We start from the raw sequence: 22,005 nt of genomic DNA on the forward strand, positions 1-22,005 counted from the left end.
ATTTTTCCGAAGGAGACTCCGTCATGAGCACACCCGTGGTCCTTCCCGCACTCGGGGAGAGCGTCACCGAGGGTACGGTCACTCGATGGCTGAAGCAGGTGGGCGACACCGTGCAGGCGGATGAGGGCCTGCTCGAGATCTCGACCGACAAGGTCGACACCGAGATTCCCTCTCCGGTCAGCGGCGTGATCGAGCAGATCCTGGTCGCCGAGGACGACACCGTCGAGGTGGGTGCGGTCCTCGCACACATCGGTGACGGTAGCGGCGCCGGTCAGGCCGACGCGGCCCCCGAGGCTGCAGCGCCCGCCGAGGAGGCCCAGGCCGCCGAAGCACCGGCCCCTGAGGCACCGGCTCCGGCTGCTGAAGCTCCGGCTGCTCCGGCACCGGCCGCGGCGTCGTCCGACGCCGTGGACGTCGTGCTTCCCGAACTGGGCGAGAGCGTCACCGAGGGCACCGTCACCCGCTGGCTGAAGCAGGTCGGCGACGACGTCGCCGTCGATGAGGCGCTGCTGGAGATCTCGACCGACAAGGTCGACACCGAGATCCCGTCGCCCGTCGCCGGTACGCTGCAGGAGATCCTCGCGGCCGAAGACGAGACCATCGAGGTCGGCGCCGTACTGGCCCGCATCGGTTCGGGTGCCGCGCCCGCGGCAGCCGCTCCCGCAGCACCGGCCGAGGCTCCGGCCGCGGCTCCGGCACCCGCCCCGGCTGCCGCTCCGGCACCTGCAGCACCTGCCCCGGCCCCCGCGGCAGCTCCGGCGCCCGCAACGCCTGCCCCGGCAGCCCCCGCGGCTCCGGCGGCCCCCGCGGCTCCCGCCGCGGACTCGGGTTCGGACTCGCTGTACGTGACCCCGCTTGTGCGCCGCCTGGCGACGCAGCAGGGTATTGACCTGGCCACCGTCACGGGCACTGGCGTCGGCGGACGCATCCGCAAGGAAGACGTCCTCAAGGCCGCCGAGGCCAAGTCGCAGGCTCCGGCAGCATCCGCTGCACCGGCACCCGCACCGCTCGAGGTCTCGCCGCTTCGCGGCACGACCCAGCCGATGTCGCGCCTGCGCAAGGTCGTCGCCGAGCGTGCTGTCGCCTCGATGCAGCAGACCGCCCAGCTGACCACGTTCGTCGAGGTGGATGTCACCGCGCTGGCAGCGTTCCGCACGGCGAAGAAGGACGAGTTCCTGCAGAAGACCGGCGACAAGCTGTCGTTCCTGCCGTTCTTCACGCTCGCGGCGGCCGAGGCTCTCCAGGCCTTCCCGATCATCAACGCGACGGTGGACGGCGACAAGATCGTGTACCCCGAGACCGAGAACGTCTCGATCGCGGTCGACACCGAGCGTGGCCTGCTGACGCCGGTCGTCCGCGACGCCGGCACGAAGAACATCGCCGAGCTGGCCTCTGAGATCGCCGATCTCGCCGCCCGCACCCGCGACAACAAGCTCAAGCCCGACGAGCTTGCCGGTGGCACCTTCACCGTGACGAACACCGGCTCCCGCGGTGCGCTGTTCGACACCCCGCTGGTGTTCCTGCCGCAGTCGGCGATCCTGGGTACCGGTGTCGTGTTCAAGCGCCCGGGCGTCGTGACGGTCGACGGTGTCGACGCCATCGCCGTGCGCTCGTACGTGTACCTGGCGATCTCGTACGATCACCGCATCATCGATGGTGCCGACGCGGCCCGCTTCCTCGGCGCGATGAAGTCGCGTCTCGAGGCTGCGGACTTCAGCGCGAACCTGGGGGTCTGAGCCACCGCTCACCCCGCTTCCGATGGCTGGTCGGCGACGTCGTACACGTCGCGGACCAGCCATCGGTCGTTCTGGCGAACGATGACGAGCATCTGCTCGCCGTGCTCCCCGCTCGCAGCCAGTCGCACGACGCCGATGTCGCCATAGTCCTCGACGGGAACGATCGCGCGGTCCGGGTCGACCGGGCTCAGCCGTTGCAGTACCAGTTCGGCGGCACCACCGACGATCGCACGTTCGCACACCGAATCGTTGTCGGCTGCGCACCCGGCGACATCGCTGAGCAGGCGGGCCGCGACCTGCTCGAGGCTCTCGTCCCCGCCGGGCGCCGTGTCAGATTCTCCTCCACCCGCCTTGACGGGTTCGTCCCCGACAGCGCCCTCATCGGCGCTCTGCTGCTCGTCCTGAGCGAGAGCCTCATCGTCAACGCTCCCCTCCGCAGTGCCTTCCGGCTCGGGTGTCAGCGCCCCACCCGCCCCGGGCTCCTTGTCCGACCCGCCGTCCGCAGGCGTCTGCGCGACACTCGGGCCCCCTTCCACGGCAGCGGTGTCATCGCCGCCCGTCGGCCACAAGAGGCCGCCGAGCAGCACCACAGCTCCGGCCGCGGCGCCGATCAGCAGCATCCGACGCCGCCCGCCACTCTGCTGCCGGGGCGATGGCGGGCGCAATCGTGTGCGCGTGGCGCGCAGCTGCTCGAGCAGTTGCTCCCATCGCTGTTGCACGAACGTGCCGGCCGTGCGCTGTGCGAGCACGTGCCCGGCGTCCTCAGGAAGATGCGCACGGTGCACGGGGATCTCACTCGCGCGCTCGGGCGGATGCACCTCGAGCTGCAGCGGACGCGGCGCGGCCAGCTCGACAAGCTCACCCTCCCAGCGATCAAGGTTGCGCGCGACGATACGGGGGTCCTCGATCCCGGAGAGGATCTCGGTCAGGGTCCGCTCTACGGCGCGGTCGGTGCACGCGTCGCGCACGCGTGCGATGATCTCGCCGCTCGCTGCGGCGCAGTGCGCGCCTTCGCCCGGGCTGAACACGGGGCGGGCGTCCTGCGTGAGCCACCAACGTCCGACGAGCGGCTCGCCAAGACGCTCGGCTTCGACGACGCCGCGCAACAGACTCCCGACCAGCGTGACGGTCTCACCCGGCGTCAAACCGCGCTCGGCGACCGCTCGGCGGGCGAGCAACGCGTCGACCGTCTCGATGCACCAGGGCAGCAGCGCATCGTGTCCATCTCGACGGCGGACGACGTCGACGACGCCGGCGACGTGCTGTGCGCCCGCAGAAAGCCAGACGGCATCGGGCACCAGATCGGCAGCAACCTGGACCCGCAGCGCATCGCCGTCGGCGACCAGAGCGCCGACGACGGCGGCGTCCGGGGTGTCGAGCCGCCGCACCCAGCGGTGCGTGCCCGGAACCAGTGCGGCCGTGTCATCCGTGCTGTGCATGCGCTCCATCAGAGCGCAATCCGCCTCCCTCCGGATGCTGCTTGCCGCAGGCTGTGCACAACTCGATTCGATCGATGACCTGTGCAGGGATACTGTCCGCACGAACACTCGGTAGGCTGGTACGCATGGCAAAGCGTGCTCCCGCGACCGAGAAGCGTCCGGGTTTCTTCTCCCAGATCCGCTCACTGTTCCGATTCACCCGGGAAGTGTACGGCTGGTTGCCGTGGGCGCAGATCGCCATCCTCATCGCCGGTGTGCTCGTCGGTCTCATCCTCGGCTTCCTCATCGGCGGCGGAACGGTCCTCTCGCTCGTGCTGTGGGGCATCACCGGCCTGATGCTCGGCATCTTGGGCGCCATGATCCTGATGACCAAGCTGTCGACCACGGCCATGTACGAGAAGATCGATGGCATGCCCGGTGCCACCGGCCACGTCATCAGCACGAGCCTCGGGCGGCGCTGGCAGGCATCCGACACTCCCGTCGGGATCAACCCGAAGACGCAGGAAGCCGTCTACCGCGTGATCGGCCGCGGCGGCATCGTCATCATCGGTGAGGGCACTCGTGGTCGCCTCACCCGTCTGATCAACGATGAGCGACAGAAGTCGCAGCGCGTCGCCCACGGCGTGCCGATCACCGTTCTGTACGTTGGCCACGGCGATGCCGAGGACGAGGTGGCGATCGCCGACCTCGCCAAGCGGATCAAGAAGATCCCCAAGTCGATCGATAAGGCCACGATGGCCACGGTGATCCGCCGTATCGAGTCCGTGTCGCAGTCGCTGACCTCGCTGCCGATCCCGAAGGGCATCGACCCCACCCGCGTGCGCGCCCAGCGTCCGCGCTGAGCATTCAGCAACCCACTTCACGGCGACGGCCCCGCGCGATGTGCGCGGGGCCGTCGTCGTTCACTCGCCGAGCGGTTCCTTCGGAAGACGCCGCACCCGGGGGCGCCGCCGCTTCTTGGCTGGGATCATCGAGCGCATCTCTTCCAGCTTGCCGAAGCACAGCAGACGGTCCTCCGCTTCGAGTACCTGGTGCTCACGTGGGTTCGGGATCACGCTGACGCCGCGGTGCAGCGTCAGCACCGTGATGTCACGGTCCCACAGACGCAGCTCACCCAGTTCCTTGCCGACCTGCTCGGCACCGGAGTGGATCAGCAGTTCTGCGACGCCATAGCCGGTCGACACGCTCAGGCGCTGGCGGACATCGATATCGGGGAAGGCGACCTGATTCGCGATGTAGTCGATGATCGCGCCGGCGACGTCGAGGTTGGTCGCCGCCTCGATGCCCTGCAGGCCGGGTGAGGAATTGACCTCCATGACCAGGGGGCCGTCGTCGCTTTCGAGCATGTCAACACCGGCGACGCGCAGACCCATGATCTGCGCAGAGCGCACGGCCGTCTGCTCATACGCGGGATCGAGCGTGACGGGCTCGACACGACCGCCACGATGGACGTTCGAGCGGAACTCGTCGCCGTCCGCAACCCGACGCATGGCCGCCACGACTCGGTCGCCGACGACCAGGGCGCGGATATCGCGCCCGCGACTCTCGGCGATGAACTTCTGGATCAGCACGTTCTGCTTGGTGGAGTGCAGCGTCTCGATGATCGCCTCAGCCACCTTGACCTGAGGCGCCAGGATCACACCGATGCCCTGCGTGCCCTCGAGCAGCTTGATCACGACAGGTGCGCCGCCGACGCGCTCGATCGCGGGTCGCACATCGGCCCGGTTGCGCACGAACGCCGTCGGCGGCATGGCGATGTTGTGCCGGGAGAGGATCTGGTTCGCCCGCAGCTTGTCGCGCGCGCTGGAGATGCCGTTGGCGGTGTTCGGGGTGTACACGTCCATCTGCTCGAACTGGCGCACGACGGCGGTGCCGAAGTAGGTGATCGAGTTGCCGATACGCGGCAGGATCGCATCGTACTCACTGAGCTGCTTGCCACGGAAGAACAGATCGGGTGCGCCGCCGGTGAGATCGATCGCGAAGCGCAGGGTGTTCAGCACCTTGACGTTGTGACCGCGCTGCTGAGCGGCCGCCCGCAGGCGCTGTGTCGAGTACGAGTGCGGTGCGCGCGAGAGTACGGCGATCTTCACAGATGAATTCCTGCCAGGATGTAGGGGTGAAACGGTCTTCTCATTCAAACACGACGACCGGCTGGCGCGAGTGGGTTGCGCTGCCGGATCTCGGTGTCGAGTGGATCAAGGCGAAGATCGACACCGGTGCGCGCACCTCGTCTCTCCACGCGTTCGACGTGCACGAGTTCACGCGCGACGACGCCGCCTGGGTGCGGTTCAGCGTGCATCCCTGGCAGCAGAGCGATGCGGATGCCGTCGTGCACGAGTGCCCGGTGCACGATCGCCGCGCGGTACGCAGTTCGTCGGGTCACACCGAGAACCGCATCGTCGTCGTACTCCGGGTGCGGCTGGTCGGCATCGACGTCGACGCGGAGGTCACGCTGACCAACCGCGATGAGATGGGCTTCCGGATGCTGATCGGGCGCGAGGCGCTGCGCCGTGGCTTCGTCGTCGATCCGGCGCGGTCGTTCGCCGGCGGACGCGCTCCGCGTGAGACGCGCCGGCGCAACCGGGGGCGCTCCTAGGCGGTCACGCCCGGATGAGCACCGTGCCGGCGAGCTTGTCGTGCAGGCCGCGCTGATCCGCGTCCCAGATCACCGCCGGGATCACGAGCACCAGCAGCACGGTGCGCACAATCGGGCGCCACAGCCCCACCCACGCACCGTCAAGACGCACGATGCGCATGCCGAGGATGCGGTGCCCGGGGCTTCCGCCCGCTGTGGGGATGAACAGCACCTGCAGCGCCGCGAAGACCATCATCGGAGCGAACTGAGTGAGCCCCGCTTCCGCCGGAAGCGCGAACTGGTCGTACCCGAAGAAGCCGACAGCGATGATCGTCGCGGCGAAGTAGTCGATGGCCAGAGCACCGATGCGACGCCCCGGCCGGGCGATGCTGCCCGACCCCGTAGATGGCAGGCCGAGTCGTTCACCGGGGTACTCATTCACCCCTCCAGCCTACCGAGCGCTCGTAACATGCTCGAAACACGACAGACACGACCGGGAAACGCCGCCCGCATAATCTGCGTAAGGTTGCAAGGGACCAAACCCGATGAGGAGTCGCCAATGTTCACAGAACCCGCAGAGGTCATCCGCTATATCGAGGAGAACGACGTCAAGTTCCTCGACATCCGATTCACCGACCTTCCGGGAGTGCAGCAGCACTTCAACATCCCCGCCTCAACCGTCGACGAGGACTTCTTCCGTGACGGCCAGCTGTTCGATGGATCGTCGATCCGCGGATTCGCGAGCATCCACGAGTCGGACATGCAGCTGATCCCCGATGTCACCACCGCCTACCTCGACCCCTTCCGGGCCGAGAAGACGCTGATCATGGTGTTCGACATCTACAACCCGCGCACCGGTGACATCTACGCGAAGGACCCGCGTCAGGTCGCGAAGAAGGCCGAGCAGTACCTGGCATCCACCGGCATCGCCGACACCGCGTTCTTCGCCCCCGAAGCCGAGTTCTACATCTTCGACGAGGTGCGCTACGAGGTCAGCGCAGGCCGCAGCTTCTACTCGGTCGACTCGGACGAGGCAGCCTGGAACTCGGGCCGCAAGGAAGAGGGCGGCAACCTCGGCAACAAGACGCCGTTCAAGGGCGGGTACTTCCCCGTATCCCCCGTCGACAAGCAGGCCGACATCCGCGACGACATGTGCCTGCGTCTCGGCGCGGCCGGCCTGATCCTGGAGCGCTCGCACCACGAGGTCGGCACGGCCGGCCAGGCCGAGATCAACTACCGCTTCGACACGATGGTGCGTGCCGCGGACGACGTGCTGAAGTTCAAGTACATCGTCAAGAACACGGCCGAGGAGTGGGGCAAGACGGTCACGTTCATGCCGAAGCCACTGTACGGCGACAACGGCTCGGGCATGCACACCCACCAGTCGCTGTGGCTCGACGGAAAGCCGCTGTTCTTCGACGAGGCCGGCTACGGGCAGCTCAGTGACATCGCACGCTGGTACATCGGCGGGCTGCTCAAGCACGCCGACGCTGTGCTCGCGTTCACCAACCCGACGCTGAACAGCTACCACCGTCTCGTCAAGCACTTCGAGGCACCGGTGAACCTCGCATACTCGGCGGGCAACCGCTCGGCAGCCGTGCGCATCCCGCTCACCGGGTCGAACCCGAAGGCCAAGCGCATCGAGTTCCGTGTTCCCGACGCGTCGAGCAACCCGTACCTGGCGTTCGCCGCGCAGATGATGGCGGGCCTGGACGGCATCAAGAACCGCATCGAGCCGATGGAGCCGATCGACAAGGACCTGTACGAGTTGCCGCCTGAGGAGGCTGCCAACATCCCGCAGGTGCCCAACTCGCTGCTCGATTCGCTCGAGGCACTGCGCAACGATCACGACTTCCTGCTTGAGGGTGGCGTGTTCACCAAGGACCTCATCGAGACCTGGATCGACTACAAGTACAACAACGAGATCCTGCCGATGGCGCAGCGTCCGCACCCGTACGAGTTCGAGCTCTACTACGGAGTCTGACCTCACCCGCTGAGAAACCACTTCCCGTCCGAGAAACCACGCACCACGGTGTTTCTCAATCGGGAAGTGGTTTCTCGCGTTCAGAGGGCGCAGAAGGACTGCAGAGGGTCAGCAGTGCACGCGGAGGGCAGCGGACTGCACCCGCACGTGCAGACGCGACACCTCGCCGGCTTCCTCCCCGTCGATCTCGAACGCAACCGGGGCCGGCAGCGTGACCTCGATGCTCTCGCCGGTGAGGTGCTGGGCGGAGTCGGTGCTGACGGTATCTTCGCCACCGCCCAGCAGACGTCGGATGCCGTTATCCCAGACGACCGTGCGCAGGGTCTGCGCCCACTGGGCGACGTTGTCGGCGCTCACCAGCAGGAGGTCCAGTCGGCCGTCATCGGGCTCCGCGTCCGGCAGCAGCGTGACGCCGCCCTGAATCGCGCCGCAGTTGCCGATGAGCAGCGTGTGCCCGATAAGCGTCTGCTCATCGCCACCGTCGATCGCGATGGTGAAGTCGACGGTCTGCGCGGCCGCGACCGCGCGCCCCATCGCCTCGACGTAGGCGAGCCATCCGGCCTTGTCTTTCAGCTCATCGTCGGTCTCTGAGAGCATGTGGGCGTCGAGCCCGAAACCCACCATCACCAGGAAACCCGTGGCCGTCTCCTCTTCGTCGGTCGTGCTCCACCCCATGTCGATGCGACGCTCGCGTCCGGCGGCGACAACGTCGAGCGCCTTCGGCACGCTGCCCAGCGGCACCCCAAGATTGCGGGCGAGCAGGTTGCCGGTGCCCTGCGGCACGATCCCGAGAGCCGGTGCGTCGTCGCCCGCCTGGGCAAGTACTTCGGCGATCGTGCGCACCGTGCCGTCGCCACCGACGGCGATCACGACGTCGCACCCCGCATCGACGGCCTCGGATGCCATCTCGCGACCGGGATCATCGGCGGTCGTCTGCCACCAGAGGATCTCGGTCTCCGCCGGCGCCGCGGCATCCACAGCAGCGCGCAGGTCGTGCCCGTCGATCTTCGTCGGATTCCAGACGATGCCCCACTGCTGTGTCATGCGCTGCCCCCTCGTGCGGTGTTCAGCCGTAGAACTGCTTCTCGAAGACGCGCCGCGCCCGGCGCGTGACGCGCAGGTAGTCCTCGTCCAGCAGGGTCGCGGCGCGATCAGGATATCCCAGCAGCCGCCCGACGCCGTCGAGCTCGCGGATCTCGCTCGGCAGCACGTCCCTGGTCTGTCCGGTGAGCAGGGTCATCGCCGAGCGGAGCCTACTGGCCAGCACCCACGCCTCACGCAGTCGCTCTGCATCCGATACCGGCAGCAGATCCGCCAGCACGGCGGCGTCCAGCGCCTGCATGGTCGACGTGGTGCGCAGATCCGGCACGCGGTGGCCGTGCTGCAACTGCAGCACCTGCACCATCCATTCGACGTCGCTGAGGGTCCCCGGGCCCAGCTTGAGATGCCGACGCGGGTCGGCGCCCTGCGGTAGCCGCTCCCCCTCCACCCGAGCCTTGATCCGTTTGATCTCACGAACACCCTGTTCCGAGATGGCCTCGGGATAGCGGATGCTGTCGGCGAGCTCGGTGAACTTCGCGATCAGCTTGAGGCTGCCCGCGATACCGCGGGCGCGCAGCAGTGCCTGCGCCTCCCACGACAGCGACCACCGCCGGTAGTACTGGGTGTACGCCTCGATGCTGCGGACGATCGGACCGTTGCGTCCCTCGGGTCGCAGGTCGGCGTCGAGATCGAGCGGGAGCCGGTGGTCGGTGAGGTGCTCGCGCAGCCCGGCGACGATCTTCGCGGCGTGCTGCTGCGCACGTTGCGGGTCGATGCCGTTCGCGTCGTATATGAACAGCACGTCAGCATCCGAGCCGAACCCCAGTTCCGCTCCCCCGAAACGGCCCATCGCGATGATCGAGAAGTCCATCGCGTCGTCTTCAGCGGGGACGACCTCGCGTCGTACGGCACGCAGCGCCGCCTGAATCGTCGCCTCGGTGATCTCGGTGAGTGCCCTGGCCATCTCGTCGACGCCGACCTGTTCCAGGACGGCGCCCATGGCGGTGCGCAGCAGCTCACGTCGGCGCAGCGCACGCACGGCGCGCAGGGCGTCCTTGGTCGTGGCGTGCCGGGTCTGGATCGCCCTGGCCTCATCGTCAAGAGCAGTGCCTCCCCGTGGGCGCAGGGCGGCGGGTGCATCCAGCCAGGCCACCGATTCGGGGATCCACTCCATGAGCTCGCCCACGTAGCGCGAGCTGGACAGCACACGGGTGAGTCGCTGCGCGGCCCCCGACGAATCACGCAGCATGCGCAGGAACCAGTGGGTGTCGCCCAATCTCTCGCTGATCCTGCGGAACGCGATCAGACCGTAGTCCGGATCGGTTCCCTCGGCGAACCAGCGCAGCATCACCGGCATCAGATGCTTCTGAATCGTGGCCTTGCGGCTGAGGCCGGAGGTCAACGCAGCGATGTGGCGCAACGCCCCGGCGGGGTCGCGGAATCCGATGGCCGCCAGGCGCTTTCCGGCCTGCTGCTCGGACAGCATCCGCTCCTCAGCCGGCAACGAGGCGACCGCCGCCAGCAAGGGGCGGTAGAACAACCGGGTGTGCTGGTCGCGCACCTCGCGGCGCAGGTCTTCCCACGCCCGGCGCAGTCCCGAGGCACTATCTGCGAGCCCGGTCGCTCGCGCCAGCCGTCGCATGCCCTCGTCGTCGTCGGGCAGCAGGTGCGTGCGCGTCAGATCTCGCAGCTGCAGGCGGTGCTCCAGCAGGCGCAGCACCCGGTACTCATGACCGAACGACGCCGCCTCCGTGCGACCGATGTACCCGCCCTCGACCAGGGCATCCAGCGACTCCAGTGTGCCCCTGGTTCGCAGCGTCTCATCGGTCAACCCGTGTACGAGCTGCAGCAGCTGCACCGTGAACTCGATGTCGCGCAGACCGCCCGGGCCGAGCTTGAGCTGATACGGCAGCTGGTCGTGCGGGATGTTGTCGGTGACACGTTCGCGCATGCCCTGCACGCTCTCGACGAAGTCCTCGCGCTCGGCGCTCGACCACACCTTCGGCTGCACGGCAGCGATGTACTCGGCCCCCAGCTCGGTGTCGCCCGCGATCGCCCGTGCCTTCAGCAGCGCCTGGAACTCCCAGCTCTTGGCCCATCGGTCGTAGTACGCCAGGTGCGAGGCCAGCGAGCGCACCAGCGCCCCCTGCTTGCCCTCCGGACGCAGTGCTGCATCGACCTCCCACAGCGGCGGTTCGATGCCGTACGCCGAGAGCACGCGCATCGCTTCCTGCGCCAGCCGCGTGGCGATGTCGATCGCACGCCCTTCTGAGATGACCGAGTCGTCAGCGGTCCCGGCGACGAAGATCACATCCACGTCGCTGCAGTAGTTCAGTTCCAGCGCACCGGTCTTGCCCATGCCGATGACCGCCAGGCGTGTGGCAGCGATCTCCCCACGGTCGCCGGAACGACCGGCGTCGAGCACGAGGGTGCGTGCGACGGCGAGGGCGGCCTCGAGCGCCGCGCCGGCAGCATCCGCGAGGGCGGCCGAAACGTCCGCGATCACCGACAGCGGATCTTCGGATGCTGCATCGACCGCTGCGATCTCGGCGACGCAGCGTCGATATTCGACCCGCAGTGCCGTCGTTGGATCGACCGCCGCGGCGAAACCATCGCCGGCGTCGACAGCCGCCAGCATCCGCTCGCGCATCTCATCCGCGGTGGGCAACGCGCTGCGCCGCAGGGCTTTACCGTCGAGGTGCTCCGGATGGCGGGCGAAGAACTCTGCCAGAGCCCGTGAAACACCGAACAATCGCCAGGCCGCGGTCCGCGCCTCCGAGTCGGACAGCACTGCACGCACCCGATCCGGTTCACGGCGGGCGATCCCCACCAGACCGTGCACGGCGGCATCCGGATCGGCCGCGGACATTCCGTCGGCCAGCTCGGTGCGTTCCAGCCCCGTCAGCTCGGACAGCTCGGTGAGTTCCGCCGACGCCGCCGCGAGCTCGACAAAGCCCAGTCTCGCCAGGGCGGACAGCGAGACCGACGCATCAGGACGCGTCATGACCGCACTCAGAGCAGCCCGAGGTTGCTCTTGAGCTCGAACGGCGTGACCTGACCGCGGTACGCCTCCCACTCCTTGCGCTTGTTCAGCAGCACGTAGTTGAACACCTGCTCACCGAGCGTCTCGGCGACGAGCTCGGAGTCCTGCATGTACTCCAGTGCGTGGTCGAGACTCGCGGGCAACGGCTCGTAGCCGAGGGCACGCCGTTCGGCATCGCTCAGCGACCAGACGTTGTCCTCCGCCTCGGGCGGCAGCTCATACTCGTTCTCGATGCCCTTCAACCCCGCCGCAAGCATCAGCGCGAACGCGAGGTACGGGTTTGCCGCCGAGTCCAGGCCGCGATACTCCACGCGCGTGGACTGCGACTTGTTGGGCTTGTACATCGGCACCCGCACGAGTGCCGAACGGTTGGCGTGCCCCCACGTGACGAAACTGGGCGCCTCAGCGCCACCCCAGAGACGTTTGTACGAGTTGACGAACTGATTCGTGACCGCGGCGATCTCGTTCGCGTGCCGCAGCAGACCGGCGACGAACCGGCGTCCGACCAGCGAGAGCTGGTACTCGGCGCCGGGCTCGTAGAACGCGTTCGCATCACCCTCGAACAGCGACAGGTGCGTGTGCATGCCGCTACCGGGCTGATCGTTCAGCGGCTTGGGCATGAACGTCGCGTAGACGCCCTGCTCGATCGCCACCTCCTTGACCACAGTGCGGAAGGTCATGATGTTGTCGGCGGTCGTCAGGGCGTCGGCGTAGCGCAGATCGATCTCGTTCTGCCCCGGTCCACCCTCGTGATGGCTGTACTCGACCGAGATGCCCAGGTCTTCCAGCATCCGCACCGCGCTGCGACGGAAGTCGTGCGCCGTCCCCCCGGGGACGTTGTCGAAGTAGCCGGCGTTGTCTGCCGGGATGGGGCCGTCCGGCCCCAGCTGCGACGACTTCAGCAGATAGAACTCGATCTCGGGGTGGGTGTAGAAGGTGAAGCCCGCGTCGGCCGCCTTCGCGAGCGCCCGGCGCAGCACATTGCGCGGGTCCGACACCGCTGGTCGCCCATCGGGAGTGGTCAGATCGCAGAACATCCGCGCGGTGGGGTCGATGTCCCCGCGCCAGGGCAGCGTCTGGAACGTGGTCGGGTCTGGCTGGGCGAGCAGGTCGGACTCGAAGGTACGGGTAAGACCCTCGATCGCGGAGCCGTCGAAACCGATCCCCTCGGCGAACGCACCCTCGACCTCGGCCGGTGCGATCGCCACCGACTTCAGCGTGCCGATCACGTCGGTGAACCACAACCGTACGAACTTGACGCCGCGTTCCTCGATGGTGCGCAGAACGAAGTCGCGCTGCTTGTCGACGCTCACGCCCCGCCCACCGGTCCCGTCGCGTCCCAGCCGCTCTCGGCGGCGTCGTCCTCGGCCCAGGCGTTCGAGCGCTCACGCAGGAGTTCCGGTGCGTGCGCGGCTTCGTCGGCGGTGTCGAAGGGGCCCACTCGGTCGACCGACGCCGACTGCATGCCGAACTCGACCTCGCCGGTTCTGAGGTTGTACCAGTACTTCTCGTCACCGTCGGACATCTCAGCTCCTTGTTCGGGATCCTGTCACGATCCTAATCGCAGACCCGCGCATCGCTAGGCTATTCCCCATGGCACAGGCAATCGGCGTAGACATCGGCGGCACCGGCATCAAGGCGGGAATCGTCAACCTGCAGACCGGCACGCTCGATTCCGACCGCGTCCGTGTACCCACGCCTGAGGGCGCGCGCCCGCAGGACGTTCTCGAGACCGTCCGCGGTGTGCTGGACACGCTCGGTGTCGCCCAGTCGACCCTGCCGCTCGGCGTCGCGTTCCCCGCCATCGTGAAGTACGGCAAGACACTGTCCGCGGCGAACATCGCCAAGGAATGGGTGGACTTCGAGGCCGAACGCTTCTTCGAGCAGGGGCTGGGGCGCGACATCACCTTCGTCAACGACGCCGACGCAGCCGGCGTTGCAGAGGCGCGCCACGGCGCGGCACGGGATGCCCGTGGCCTGACGATCATGACCACGCTCGGCACCGGCATCGGCTCAGCTTTCCTCTACGACGGCGTGCTCATCCCGAACACCGAGCTCGGACACCTCAACCGCGAGGGCGAATCGATCGAGCGCTGGACGGCCTACTCCGCGATGGAGCGCGAGAACCTGTCGTGGGAGGCCTGGTCCGCTCGCCTGCAGGAGTTCTACCGCCACGTCGAGTTCCTGTTCAGCCCCGATCTGTTCGTCGTCGGCGGCGGCGTCTCGAAGCACCCCGAGAGGTTCCTGCCGTTGCTCGACCTGCGCACCCCCATCGTCGCGGCCGTGCACCGCAACGCCTCGGGCATCATCGGCGCCGCGTCGCTCGCCGCGCACTGAGCGCTCTCAGAGAGCGCAGACAGTCCTGCGCGACGGCGCGGTACGCAAATGCGTTGGCGAGCATCGGCATGAACTTTGGCCGGCTCCGTTCCTGTGGTCGAGGAGACGGTTCTCGTCGCATCAACTGAGATCTTCCGACCTCACTGTGAGTGTCGGAGCTAGTCCGTCGGGCTCCTATGTTCGAGCCGCCTGATTGCGGGATCGGACGGTCCCCCTGCGGACTGACGACCAAACTGCACCTAGCCTGCGACCGCCGTGGCCGTCCGTTGGGGATGTTGATCGCACGGGGAACACCAACGACACCACAATGATGACCCTCCTGCTCGACGACATCCGGCTGCCCCGCGACGGGAAGGCAGGCCACGGACCTGCCCGACCGGGCCGCGATCTGCCTCGCCGCGACACTGATCTGGTTCAAGACGAACCTCGTGGCGCCGCGCTAATCTGCGGCGCCTCCCAGTTGTCCGCCCAGCCGGATGGTCGGCGCGTCGACCGCGTTCCAGCGGAAAAGCACCAAGTGCCAGAGCCCCGGGCGCTTGCGCGATGGGTCGATCAGGCCGTTGGCGCCGACCTCGACGAGACGATCGCGCACCGCCCACGACGACGGCGTTCCTCCGGCGTCGGCGATGTCTTGCCAGGGAGCGACCGCGTCAGCGAGGTCGACGCCAGCCGCCTGCAGCGCGTTCGCATCGCGCAGATCGACGATGCCAGATGCCTCGACGTCGAGCTCGACGATCTCCAGCGCCACCGGCCGGGCGTCCCTGTGAGCGATCATCGCGACCTCGACCCCGTCGACCGATGAACTCAAGTAGAGCGTCGGTTCGTGCACTCTTGAGTACCTGCCTGCCGACCGCGACCCCGCGATCGCGAACTCACGGAAGTTCGGATCAATCGCTCGATAGAATCTGCCACGGATCGCGGGAGCGAAGATCGAGTCGATGCTAGTCACGATGACAGCATCTCACCGCACGCGAACGCCGCGATCCGGAGACGGAACTTGATCAGCACGCCGTAGGCGCGTTGTCGCACGCGGTCTCGCGCGTGGGCTATCGCGCATACGAGAAGAGCGGGTCAATCTATGGATCAAGAATGTCGGCGAACGGACGGCCGCCTACACGTATGCCCTTGTCAACTACCCGAACCTCACCGAGCGTATCGAGGAACCGTCAACGGGACACCGGACACTCCCCCGGTGGCCTCCCTCGCCGACGTTGAGGTATCAGCCTTCAGAGCGTGAGGTTGCGTCGCTCGCCGGGGCGTTGGTCGCCAAGATCTGATGCTCGCATCCAACGAATCCCTCCCTCGGCGCCTCCCCTGGATTCGCAAAGTACTCAGTACGACAGTCTGCGCCTTGGACGTGGGGGCATCATGCGATGGTCGGTGGCGGCCAGGGCTCACTCTCACACACAGGGCGAGAGCTCAGCGCCGAGGGACAGGCCAATTAGTGTTCAGGCCGGCGCCACGACCACCTTTCGCTGCTCGCCGCGACGCATCAGAAGCACCGTGACGATGGCCGCCGCTGCAACGAGCACGGTGGAGAACATCGGAAATGCGAAGAACACGGCGAAGCTACCACCCGCGAGGACGACCAGTCCAAAAACAACGACGGCGAGGAAGGAAGGCATCTCCCTGAGGGCAGGGTTGGTCAACGCAGCCAATGCACCGCCGTACAGCAGCACCGACACACCCACCGAGATCAGCAGTGCTGGGTTCGAAATCCACGTACCGTCGACTCCGGCGTACCAGAGTTCATACGCGACGCTGGTGGCGACCGCCCCGAGGACGCCCAGAAGCACTGCCACCCATCGGACATGCAGCACGCGCGACGATGCCTGCGCGGCGCACGCCACCGCAAGAATGGCGAGAGCGGGCGCGACCCCCACAAGAGCGATGCGCGCGTATGCGTCTGGACCATCCCGGAAGGCGGGGCTTGCGATGAAGGCGACAGCTGCGATCGCTACAACAGCGCTCAGCACCGATAAGACAACGGGTACCGCCCAGCGGACCTTGAATGCTGCGGCCATGATCGACTCCTTCCACGCCCGCTCTGGGTGATTGCGCTTTGCATCGGCGAGCATGTCCCGCAGGACACGATCGTCGGGGATCTCCACGGTGCGCGGGGAAAGACTCATGCAGTCGCCCCTCTCAAGCCCAGCGATGCCATCGCGATCTGTGATCTGGTGGCCATCTGCGTCGCTTCCGTGGCGAGAGCGTCGACGCCAGAAGGGCTGAGCACGAAATAGCGCCGCACGCGCCCGTCCACGATCTCGTCGCCAGCCGGGATGACAAACCCAGCGTTCTCCAGCTTGTTCAATGCCGCGTACAGAGTGGCGACACCAGGCCTCCGCTTGGTCATTCGTTCGACTTCCTCGATGAGCGCATATCCGTGCCGTCGAGCCGGCGCTAGAGCCGTCAAGATGTCGAACTGCAGTCTGGTCATCTCCGCCATGCCTACAAGCTACAGAACAGGCATATTCTTCGCAAGAAGAATATGCCTGTTCTATCGGTTGATCAGTTGCACTTGCTGGCGATCCAGCCAGCCGCAGTCTTGACACTCTTCCACATCGCGGGTTCCACTGGGGGTCAAATCCAGCGAAGCCCCTGCGGCAGATGTACCGACCCTTCCCTGTGCGGTCATGCAACCACGCTGCGAGCCAGGTGAACCCATCGACCAGGTCGACACCCACCCACGGGTCTGCAACCAGGGGGAAAGCAATGGCACTATCAGCGTGGACGTGCTGGGCAAGAGCATCCACGGAGACCCGGCAGACTCCGACGACCGCACGCGGGACGCGATCGATAGCGTTCTCGGGGATTCTGCGGACTCTGTGCGGACCAAGAAACCCTCCTGACCAAGGAATCCCAGGTCAGAAGGGTTAATGCGAGTGGGCCGGCCTGTACGCCGGGTTCTGTTCAGGAGTTCTTCGCTCCCTTGACGGCCATCTCTCTCGACGACACGTTGCCGTGCCGTTCCAGCAACCTACCCGAGGACTCGGCGGGCCGCGTCAACGTCCTCTGTCTGGTCTTGCTCCGGGCGAGGTTTACCTGGCGGGATGTGTCACCACGTCCCCCGGTGGTCTCTTACACCACCCTTTCACCCTTACCCGTCAGCCGTGAGGCACGACGGGCGGTCTTCTCTCTGTGGCACTGTCTCGCGGATCGCTCCGGGTGGGTGTTACCCACCGCCCTGCCCTGTGGAGCCCGGACGTTCCTCGGTGCGCTCTCGCGCCACGCGACCGTCCGGCCGACCCACTCACCCTCTGATTCTACGTGCCTGCGCTATGCGTGCTTCGCCGCATCGGCGCCGATGTGCACGTCCAACGGGATGTCGATGTCGAATCCGGGGAACAACCGCCGCGTCGCTGCGTCGGCCGCGGCGCGCAATACCCCTGCGACGGCATCGGCCTGGTCAAGCGGGGCGTGCACGATCACCTCATCGTGCAGGAAGAACGCCAGATGCGCGTGCGAGCCGAACACCGGGCCCGAGTCGGGCGCGGGAGCGGATGCCGTCGGCAGGGCGGTGAGGCGATGCCGAATCTCTGCCAACCAGAGCAGCGCCCACTCGGCCGCGGTGCCCTGCACGACGAAGTTGCGGGTGAAGCGGCCGCGCTCGCGCGCTCGACTGCGCGCCCGGGACTCATCCCCTCCGGCCGCGTCAGGGGCGCTCGCGCGCGATTGCTCGCTGCGCCATCCCTCGTCGGGGCGGGGCGAACTGCGCCCCAGCAGCGTGCTGACCACGCCGCCCTGTTCGCCGCTGCGAGCCGCCGCGTCGACAAGGCCCATCGCCCGCGGATACACCTTTCGCAGCCGGGGCACCAGCCGGCCACTCTCCCCCGTCGTGGCGCCGTACATCGCACCCAGCACGGCGTACTTGGCCTCCTCACGCGTGGCCACGGCGCCGGACCGCACCACACCCTCGTACAGGTCTCGGCCGCGGGCCGCCTCTGCCATGGCCGTATCGCGTGACATCGCCGCCAGAACGCGGGGCTCCAGCTGCGCCACGTCCGCCGCCACCAATGTCCATCCGGGGTCGGCCGACACCGCCTGGCGCAGCAGGCGCGGGATCTGTAACGCTCCCCCGCCCACCGAAGCCCACCGCCCCGTGACGACGCCACCGGTGAGATACACGGGTCGGAAGCGCCCATCACGCACCCACTCGTCCAACCACGCCCACCCGTTCGCAGTGAACAGCCGCGACAGCCGCTTGTACTCCAGCAACGGTTCCACCACGGGGTGCTCGATCTGTGACAGCTCCCACTTCGACGTCGATTCGACGAACACGCCGGCGCGATGCAGGGCGCGCAGCAGCCGAGGCGGACTATCGGGGTTGAGTGTCGGGTCATCCAGAAGATCGCCGATCGCCGTTGCGAGGCGCGCCATGTGCGCGGGCCTCGCCCCGCGCATCGGCCGCGGCCCCAACTGCTGGTGCAGGATGCCCTCGTGCACGTCGACGCTCCAGGGCAGGCCGGCGGCGGTCATCTCCTCTGCCACCAGCGCACCGGCGGACTCCGCCGCGCACAACAGGCGCAACCGGCCATCGGCACTTGTGCGCAGAGCCGTGAGCTGGGCGACCCATTGGGCGTGCACCGCATCGAATTGATCGGCCGGCGCGGGTGCGCCGAGATCGACGTCGAACAGGCCGGGTTGGCCGGTCTCGCTCTCCGCCTCGTCGGTACGCATCCACAGCGGCGAAGGCGTCACCGGCGCGTTCAGCGCGGCCGTGTCACGGAGGATCGCATGACACAGCACCAGATCATGAGCTCGTCGCGGGCGCACACCCGCGGCCAGGAGCCGTGGCGCGAAGGAGCGCAGACTGCGCACCGTCCAGCGCGGCACGAGCTCCGCTTCGATCTGCCGGACGCGCGCAACAAGTTCGGTGTCCGCGACGTGCTCGGGTTGCGCATCCGGGTTCTGTTCAGTGCACAACGCGATCTGCCATCCACCGTCCGGTGCGCGCCCCACCACCGCATGCACCGGATCGGGGCTCAGGTGCGTCTGCCGGGCATCCGACATCACCGCGTCACGGTCGAACGGCGCGTGCGTCGCGTCGAATCACAGCCCCGACTCGTCCGTACGCACGAGGATGCCACCGCACTCGGGGCACGAGACGACGTCGTCGGAAGCCGCGCGGCGAACCTCGTTCAGATCAGTTCCGGCCAGCATCATCTGACATCCCTCGCAGACGCCCCGGCGCAGCAGACCGACACCCACGCCGCGAGATGCGCGCCGTTCGTAATCGGCGAGCAGCTCCGGTGCAACCGACGCAGCCAAAGCCGCACGATCGCGCGACAGATGCTCGCACTCGGTCGCGGCCGCCGCCATCTCGGCCTTGGCCGCGGCGGTCAACTGGGCACCCTCGGACTGCGTCTGGTCGATCAGCGCCTGCTGTGCGTCAACGGCGGCCTGTGCCTCTTCGACTCGCCCCATCACGTCGAGCTCGTCATCCTCGAGCGAACTGATCCGGCGCCCGAGGCTCTCGATCTCGTTCTCAAGCGCCTGCGCCTGCTTGGGGTCGGTCGCCGCCGCCAGACGCTCGGCGTCACGGTCGCGGCGCTGTGCGGCCAACGCGACGTCCGACTCGAGCCGACGCAGATCGGCACGGGCGTCGTCGAGGGTTCCGGTCAGCGCCGTGAGTTCGCCCAGTTGCTGCTTGCGGACCGCCGCGAGCTCATTGATGCGAGCGCCCTGCGCCGGTGTCTTGCTCGCCCGCTCCGCCTGGCCGATCTTACGATCCAGGTCGGCGATGTCGAGCAGGGTGCGCTGGTTCTCAGGGGTGGCCTTCACAGTGTCAAACCTATCTGCTGGCGACGACGCCGTCGACGTAGAACCACGAGCCGTCCTCACGCACGAACCGGCTGCGCTCACGCATCGACCCGCGTTCGGCGCCCTGACGATAAAACGCCTCGAACTCAACCACGCCTTCATCGTCGAACGGTCCGCCGCGCTGCTGATCGAGGATGTCGAGACGGTACCAGCGCACGTCGTCATCCAGCTCGAGGTCATCGGGGCGCGTGCTCGTATGCCAGGTGCGCAGCAGATGACCAGCATCGCCGATCGCGAACGCCGTAAAACGAGAGCGCATCAACCGCAGCGCACCAGGAGCCTCACCCGACTTCAGCACCGGGCCGCAACACGCACCGAAGAGGTTCCCGCTCGTGCACGGGCAACGCTGTTCATCGGTGGGCAGCGAGGATTTCGACATGTGACCATCGTCGCATCCTGCTCTCCCGCTCGGCGCGTAGGCTGACCGAACCCGCCGAAAGGAGCACCCATGACCGAGGTCCCGTTCTTCACCGCCCACAACGGCTTCCGGATGCCGGCGATCGGCCTGGGCACGTACCGCCTCAACGGAGATGCGGGTGCCGAAGCCGTCACCGCCGCGATCGCACTCGGATACCGCTTGATCGATTCGGCGTTCAACTACGAGAACGAAGGCGCCGTCGGCGCCGGCATCGCAGCATCCGATGTGGATCGCTCTGATCTCATCGTCACGACCAAGCTGCCCGGCCGCCACCACGAGAGCGCCCGAGCTCGCGTGAGCATCGAAGAGAGCCGATACCGGCTCGGTCTCGACGCCACCGACCTGCACCTGATCCACTGGCCCAACCCCGCGCGCGATCTGTATGCGCAGGCGTGGCAAGCGCTCGTGGACGCGCAACAGCGCGGCACCGTCCGCCAGATCGGCGTGTCGAACTTCCTCCCCGAGCACCTGGATCGCATCGAGCGCGAGTCCGGCGTGCGGCCGGTGACGAACCAGATCGAGGTGCACCCGCACTTCCCGCAGGAAGAGGCCGTGCGACTTCATGCCGAGCGCGGCATACTCACGGTCGCCTGGAGCCCTCTCGGGCGGGCCGGAGAACTACTGGCAGAACCGGTCATCGTCGACATCGCATCCGCGCATGGCATCACGCCGGCACAGACCGTGCTCGCGTGGCATGCGGCGAGAGGCACGGTCTCGATCCCCAAGGCCTCGTCAGCCGCCCATCAGCGGGCGAACCTTGCCGCTGCCGCAGTGGTGCTCTCACCCGGCGAAGTCGAGGCCATCACCGGACTGGGGCGACCCGACGGGCGACTCTTCGACGCGGATCCCGCGCATCACCAGGAGCTGTGACGGGTCCCGTCACTCATACCCAGACCTGCACGGCCTTGACGATCTGCAGCACGCCCACGATCGAGAGCACCCCCGCGCTCAGATAGCCGTTGTGCTTCAGCATCCACCGACGCAGCCCGCGCAGCATCGGTTCGGCGCGCTGGCGCCGAATCAGCACGATCAGCACCGGAACCGCGACCGGCGCCGCCGCGGCGACCACGAACCCCAGACCGAGCATCACTCGTTCGCCGCCACCGGGTGTGGTGTGAATGATCGCCAGTGCCGCCGCGGCGACCAGCGAGATGTTCATCGGGTTCAAGAAGATCGCCGCGCCCAGACCGAAGGACCGTGGTGGCGTGTACCGGGCGACGCTACGAACAAGACGAGGAAGCTGCGGCGCCGCGGCCGCGAGCTCGTCCGGAGTGCGGGCCGCGGCGACGAGCTCGATCACCCGTCGCGCGCGCAGATAGATCCAGCCCGCACCGCCGAGGCAGATCGCGCCGATCACGAAGTGCAGCACAGCCACCCAACCCGGTTGGCGATACGGCCCCATGTCGCCGGCCGCCACCAGCATCAGGATGCCCGTCGTCAGCAGGAAGGCGGTGCTCAGCACCCACCCCGCCAGGTAGGCGATGCCGTTGCGACGAGGACGCCGCGAGAGCAGGATGCCGATCAGCCCCAGCACGGCCAGCGGACTCGCCATCACCCCGAGCGCCACCGGGATCAACTGCCACACCGCGCCGATCATGCGCGACTCCGA

Annotated in this window: 20 protein-coding genes and 1 other RNA gene; 6 read left to right on the plus strand and 15 right to left on the minus strand. The window is 67.5% G+C overall.

What is annotated here, in order from left to right; genetic code table 11:
* Window positions 1-23 precede the first annotated feature (23 nt).
* Window positions 24-1,736: a 2-oxoglutarate dehydrogenase, E2 component, dihydrolipoamide succinyltransferase gene (gene sucB, locus PTQ19_RS08210; protein WP_274366987.1), complete on the plus strand. Its 1,713-nt coding sequence runs from the start codon at window positions 24-26 to the stop codon at window positions 1,734-1,736.
* 8 nt (window positions 1,737-1,744) lie between these two features.
* On the opposite strand, the gene PTQ19_RS08215 is transcribed toward sucB, so the two are convergent.
* The gene (locus PTQ19_RS08215) at window positions 1,745-3,175 is read right to left on the minus strand and encodes a hypothetical protein (protein ID WP_274366988.1); all 1,431 of its coding nucleotides are present in this window, start codon (window positions 3,173-3,175) and stop codon (window positions 1,745-1,747) included.
* A 125-nt stretch (window positions 3,176-3,300) separates the two neighbouring features.
* Between PTQ19_RS08215 and PTQ19_RS08220 the strand changes: the two genes are divergently transcribed.
* Complete coding sequence (locus PTQ19_RS08220; RefSeq protein WP_179410730.1) at window positions 3,301-4,017, plus strand: DUF4191 family protein; 717 nt, start codon at window positions 3,301-3,303, stop codon at window positions 4,015-4,017.
* Window positions 4,018-4,077: 60 nt separating this feature from the next.
* On the opposite strand, the gene PTQ19_RS08225 is transcribed toward PTQ19_RS08220, so the two are convergent.
* On the minus strand, window positions 4,078-5,265 hold the full coding sequence (locus tag PTQ19_RS08225) for a RimK family alpha-L-glutamate ligase (RefSeq protein ID WP_179410729.1): 1,188 nt from the start codon (window positions 5,263-5,265) through the stop codon (window positions 4,078-4,080).
* A 26-nt stretch (window positions 5,266-5,291) separates the two neighbouring features.
* Between PTQ19_RS08225 and PTQ19_RS08230 the strand changes: the two genes are divergently transcribed.
* A complete protein-coding gene (locus PTQ19_RS08230) occupies window positions 5,292-5,771 on the plus strand; it encodes an ATP-dependent zinc protease family protein (RefSeq protein WP_224817890.1) in 480 nt (159 codons plus the stop codon).
* A 4-nt stretch (window positions 5,772-5,775) separates the two neighbouring features.
* Here PTQ19_RS08230 and PTQ19_RS08235 read toward each other — a convergent pair whose 3' ends face one another.
* Window positions 5,776-6,192, minus strand: coding sequence for an RDD family protein (locus tag PTQ19_RS08235; RefSeq protein ID WP_179410727.1), 417 nt, complete (start codon window positions 6,190-6,192; stop codon window positions 5,776-5,778).
* Window positions 6,193-6,309: 117 nt separating this feature from the next.
* On the opposite strand from PTQ19_RS08235, the gene glnA reads away from it, so the two are divergent.
* The gene (gene glnA / locus PTQ19_RS08240) at window positions 6,310-7,734 is read left to right on the plus strand and encodes a type I glutamate--ammonia ligase (RefSeq protein WP_222446036.1); all 1,425 of its coding nucleotides are present in this window, start codon (window positions 6,310-6,312) and stop codon (window positions 7,732-7,734) included.
* Between the two features lie 108 nt (window positions 7,735-7,842).
* Here glnA and PTQ19_RS08245 read toward each other — a convergent pair whose 3' ends face one another.
* From PTQ19_RS08245 to PTQ19_RS08260, 4 genes are read right to left on the minus strand one after another with little or no spacing between them, the layout of a single operon-like run.
* The gene (locus PTQ19_RS08245) at window positions 7,843-8,778 is read right to left on the minus strand and encodes a diacylglycerol/lipid kinase family protein (RefSeq protein WP_274366989.1); all 936 of its coding nucleotides are present in this window, start codon (window positions 8,776-8,778) and stop codon (window positions 7,843-7,845) included.
* Window positions 8,779-8,800: 22 nt separating this feature from the next.
* Window positions 8,801-11,779: a bifunctional [glutamine synthetase] adenylyltransferase/[glutamine synthetase]-adenylyl-L-tyrosine phosphorylase gene (locus PTQ19_RS08250; protein ID WP_274366990.1), complete on the minus strand. Its 2,979-nt coding sequence runs from the start codon at window positions 11,777-11,779 to the stop codon at window positions 8,801-8,803.
* Window positions 11,780-11,787: 8 nt separating this feature from the next.
* Complete coding sequence (locus PTQ19_RS08255) at window positions 11,788-13,131, minus strand: glutamine synthetase family protein (RefSeq protein WP_179410723.1); 1,344 nt, start codon at window positions 13,129-13,131, stop codon at window positions 11,788-11,790.
* Complete coding sequence (locus tag PTQ19_RS08260) at window positions 13,128-13,343, minus strand: SPOR domain-containing protein (RefSeq protein WP_179410722.1); 216 nt, start codon at window positions 13,341-13,343, stop codon at window positions 13,128-13,130. The genes PTQ19_RS08255 and PTQ19_RS08260 overlap by 4 nt, the downstream gene beginning before the upstream one ends.
* A 68-nt stretch (window positions 13,344-13,411) precedes the next feature.
* On the opposite strand from PTQ19_RS08260, the gene ppgK reads away from it, so the two are divergent.
* Complete coding sequence (ppgK, locus tag PTQ19_RS08265) at window positions 13,412-14,155, plus strand: polyphosphate--glucose phosphotransferase (protein WP_206549786.1); 744 nt, start codon at window positions 13,412-13,414, stop codon at window positions 14,153-14,155.
* A gap of 439 nt (window positions 14,156-14,594) precedes the next feature.
* Here ppgK and PTQ19_RS08270 read toward each other — a convergent pair whose 3' ends face one another.
* The 7 genes from PTQ19_RS08270 to PTQ19_RS08300 form a co-directional block, all read right to left on the minus strand.
* Window positions 14,595-15,104: an RES family NAD+ phosphorylase gene (locus PTQ19_RS08270; protein WP_274366991.1), complete on the minus strand. Its 510-nt coding sequence runs from the start codon at window positions 15,102-15,104 to the stop codon at window positions 14,595-14,597.
* A gap of 499 nt (window positions 15,105-15,603) precedes the next feature.
* Window positions 15,604-16,287 carry a hypothetical protein gene (locus tag PTQ19_RS08275; RefSeq protein WP_274366992.1) on the minus strand — a complete coding sequence of 228 codons (684 nt, stop codon included), beginning with the start codon at window positions 16,285-16,287 and terminating at the stop codon, window positions 15,604-15,606.
* Window positions 16,284-16,604: a PadR family transcriptional regulator gene (locus PTQ19_RS08280; protein WP_274366993.1), complete on the minus strand. Its 321-nt coding sequence runs from the start codon at window positions 16,602-16,604 to the stop codon at window positions 16,284-16,286. Before PTQ19_RS08280 ends, PTQ19_RS08275 begins: the two co-directional genes overlap by 4 nt.
* 433 nt (window positions 16,605-17,037) lie before the next feature.
* An RNA gene (rnpB, locus tag PTQ19_RS08285) (RNase P RNA component class A) lies at window positions 17,038-17,407 on the minus strand.
* 27 nt (window positions 17,408-17,434) lie between these two features.
* Window positions 17,435-19,168 (minus strand): bifunctional 3'-5' exonuclease/DNA polymerase, encoded by a 1,734-nt coding sequence (locus PTQ19_RS08290; RefSeq protein ID WP_274369059.1) that lies wholly within the window; start codon window positions 19,166-19,168, stop codon window positions 17,435-17,437.
* Between the two features lie 39 nt (window positions 19,169-19,207).
* Window positions 19,208-19,939 (minus strand): zinc ribbon domain-containing protein, encoded by a 732-nt coding sequence (locus PTQ19_RS08295; protein WP_179410720.1) that lies wholly within the window; start codon window positions 19,937-19,939, stop codon window positions 19,208-19,210.
* A gap of 10 nt (window positions 19,940-19,949) precedes the next feature.
* Window positions 19,950-20,357 (minus strand): YchJ family protein, encoded by a 408-nt coding sequence (locus tag PTQ19_RS08300; RefSeq protein ID WP_274366994.1) that lies wholly within the window; start codon window positions 20,355-20,357, stop codon window positions 19,950-19,952.
* 69 nt (window positions 20,358-20,426) lie between these two features.
* Between PTQ19_RS08300 and PTQ19_RS08305 the strand changes: the two genes are divergently transcribed.
* Entirely contained in the window at window positions 20,427-21,266 is an 840-nt protein-coding gene (locus PTQ19_RS08305) for an aldo/keto reductase (protein ID WP_274366995.1), read from the plus strand.
* A 13-nt stretch (window positions 21,267-21,279) separates the two neighbouring features.
* On the opposite strand, the gene PTQ19_RS08310 is transcribed toward PTQ19_RS08305, so the two are convergent.
* On the minus strand, window positions 21,280-21,993 hold the full coding sequence (locus PTQ19_RS08310) for a GAP family protein (protein WP_274366996.1): 714 nt from the start codon (window positions 21,991-21,993) through the stop codon (window positions 21,280-21,282).
* Window positions 21,994-22,005: the final 12 nt, after the last annotated feature.

It is taken from the genome of Microbacterium esteraromaticum (assembly GCF_028747645.1).
Taxonomy (GTDB): domain Bacteria; phylum Actinomycetota; class Actinomycetes; order Actinomycetales; family Microbacteriaceae; genus Microbacterium; species Microbacterium esteraromaticum_C.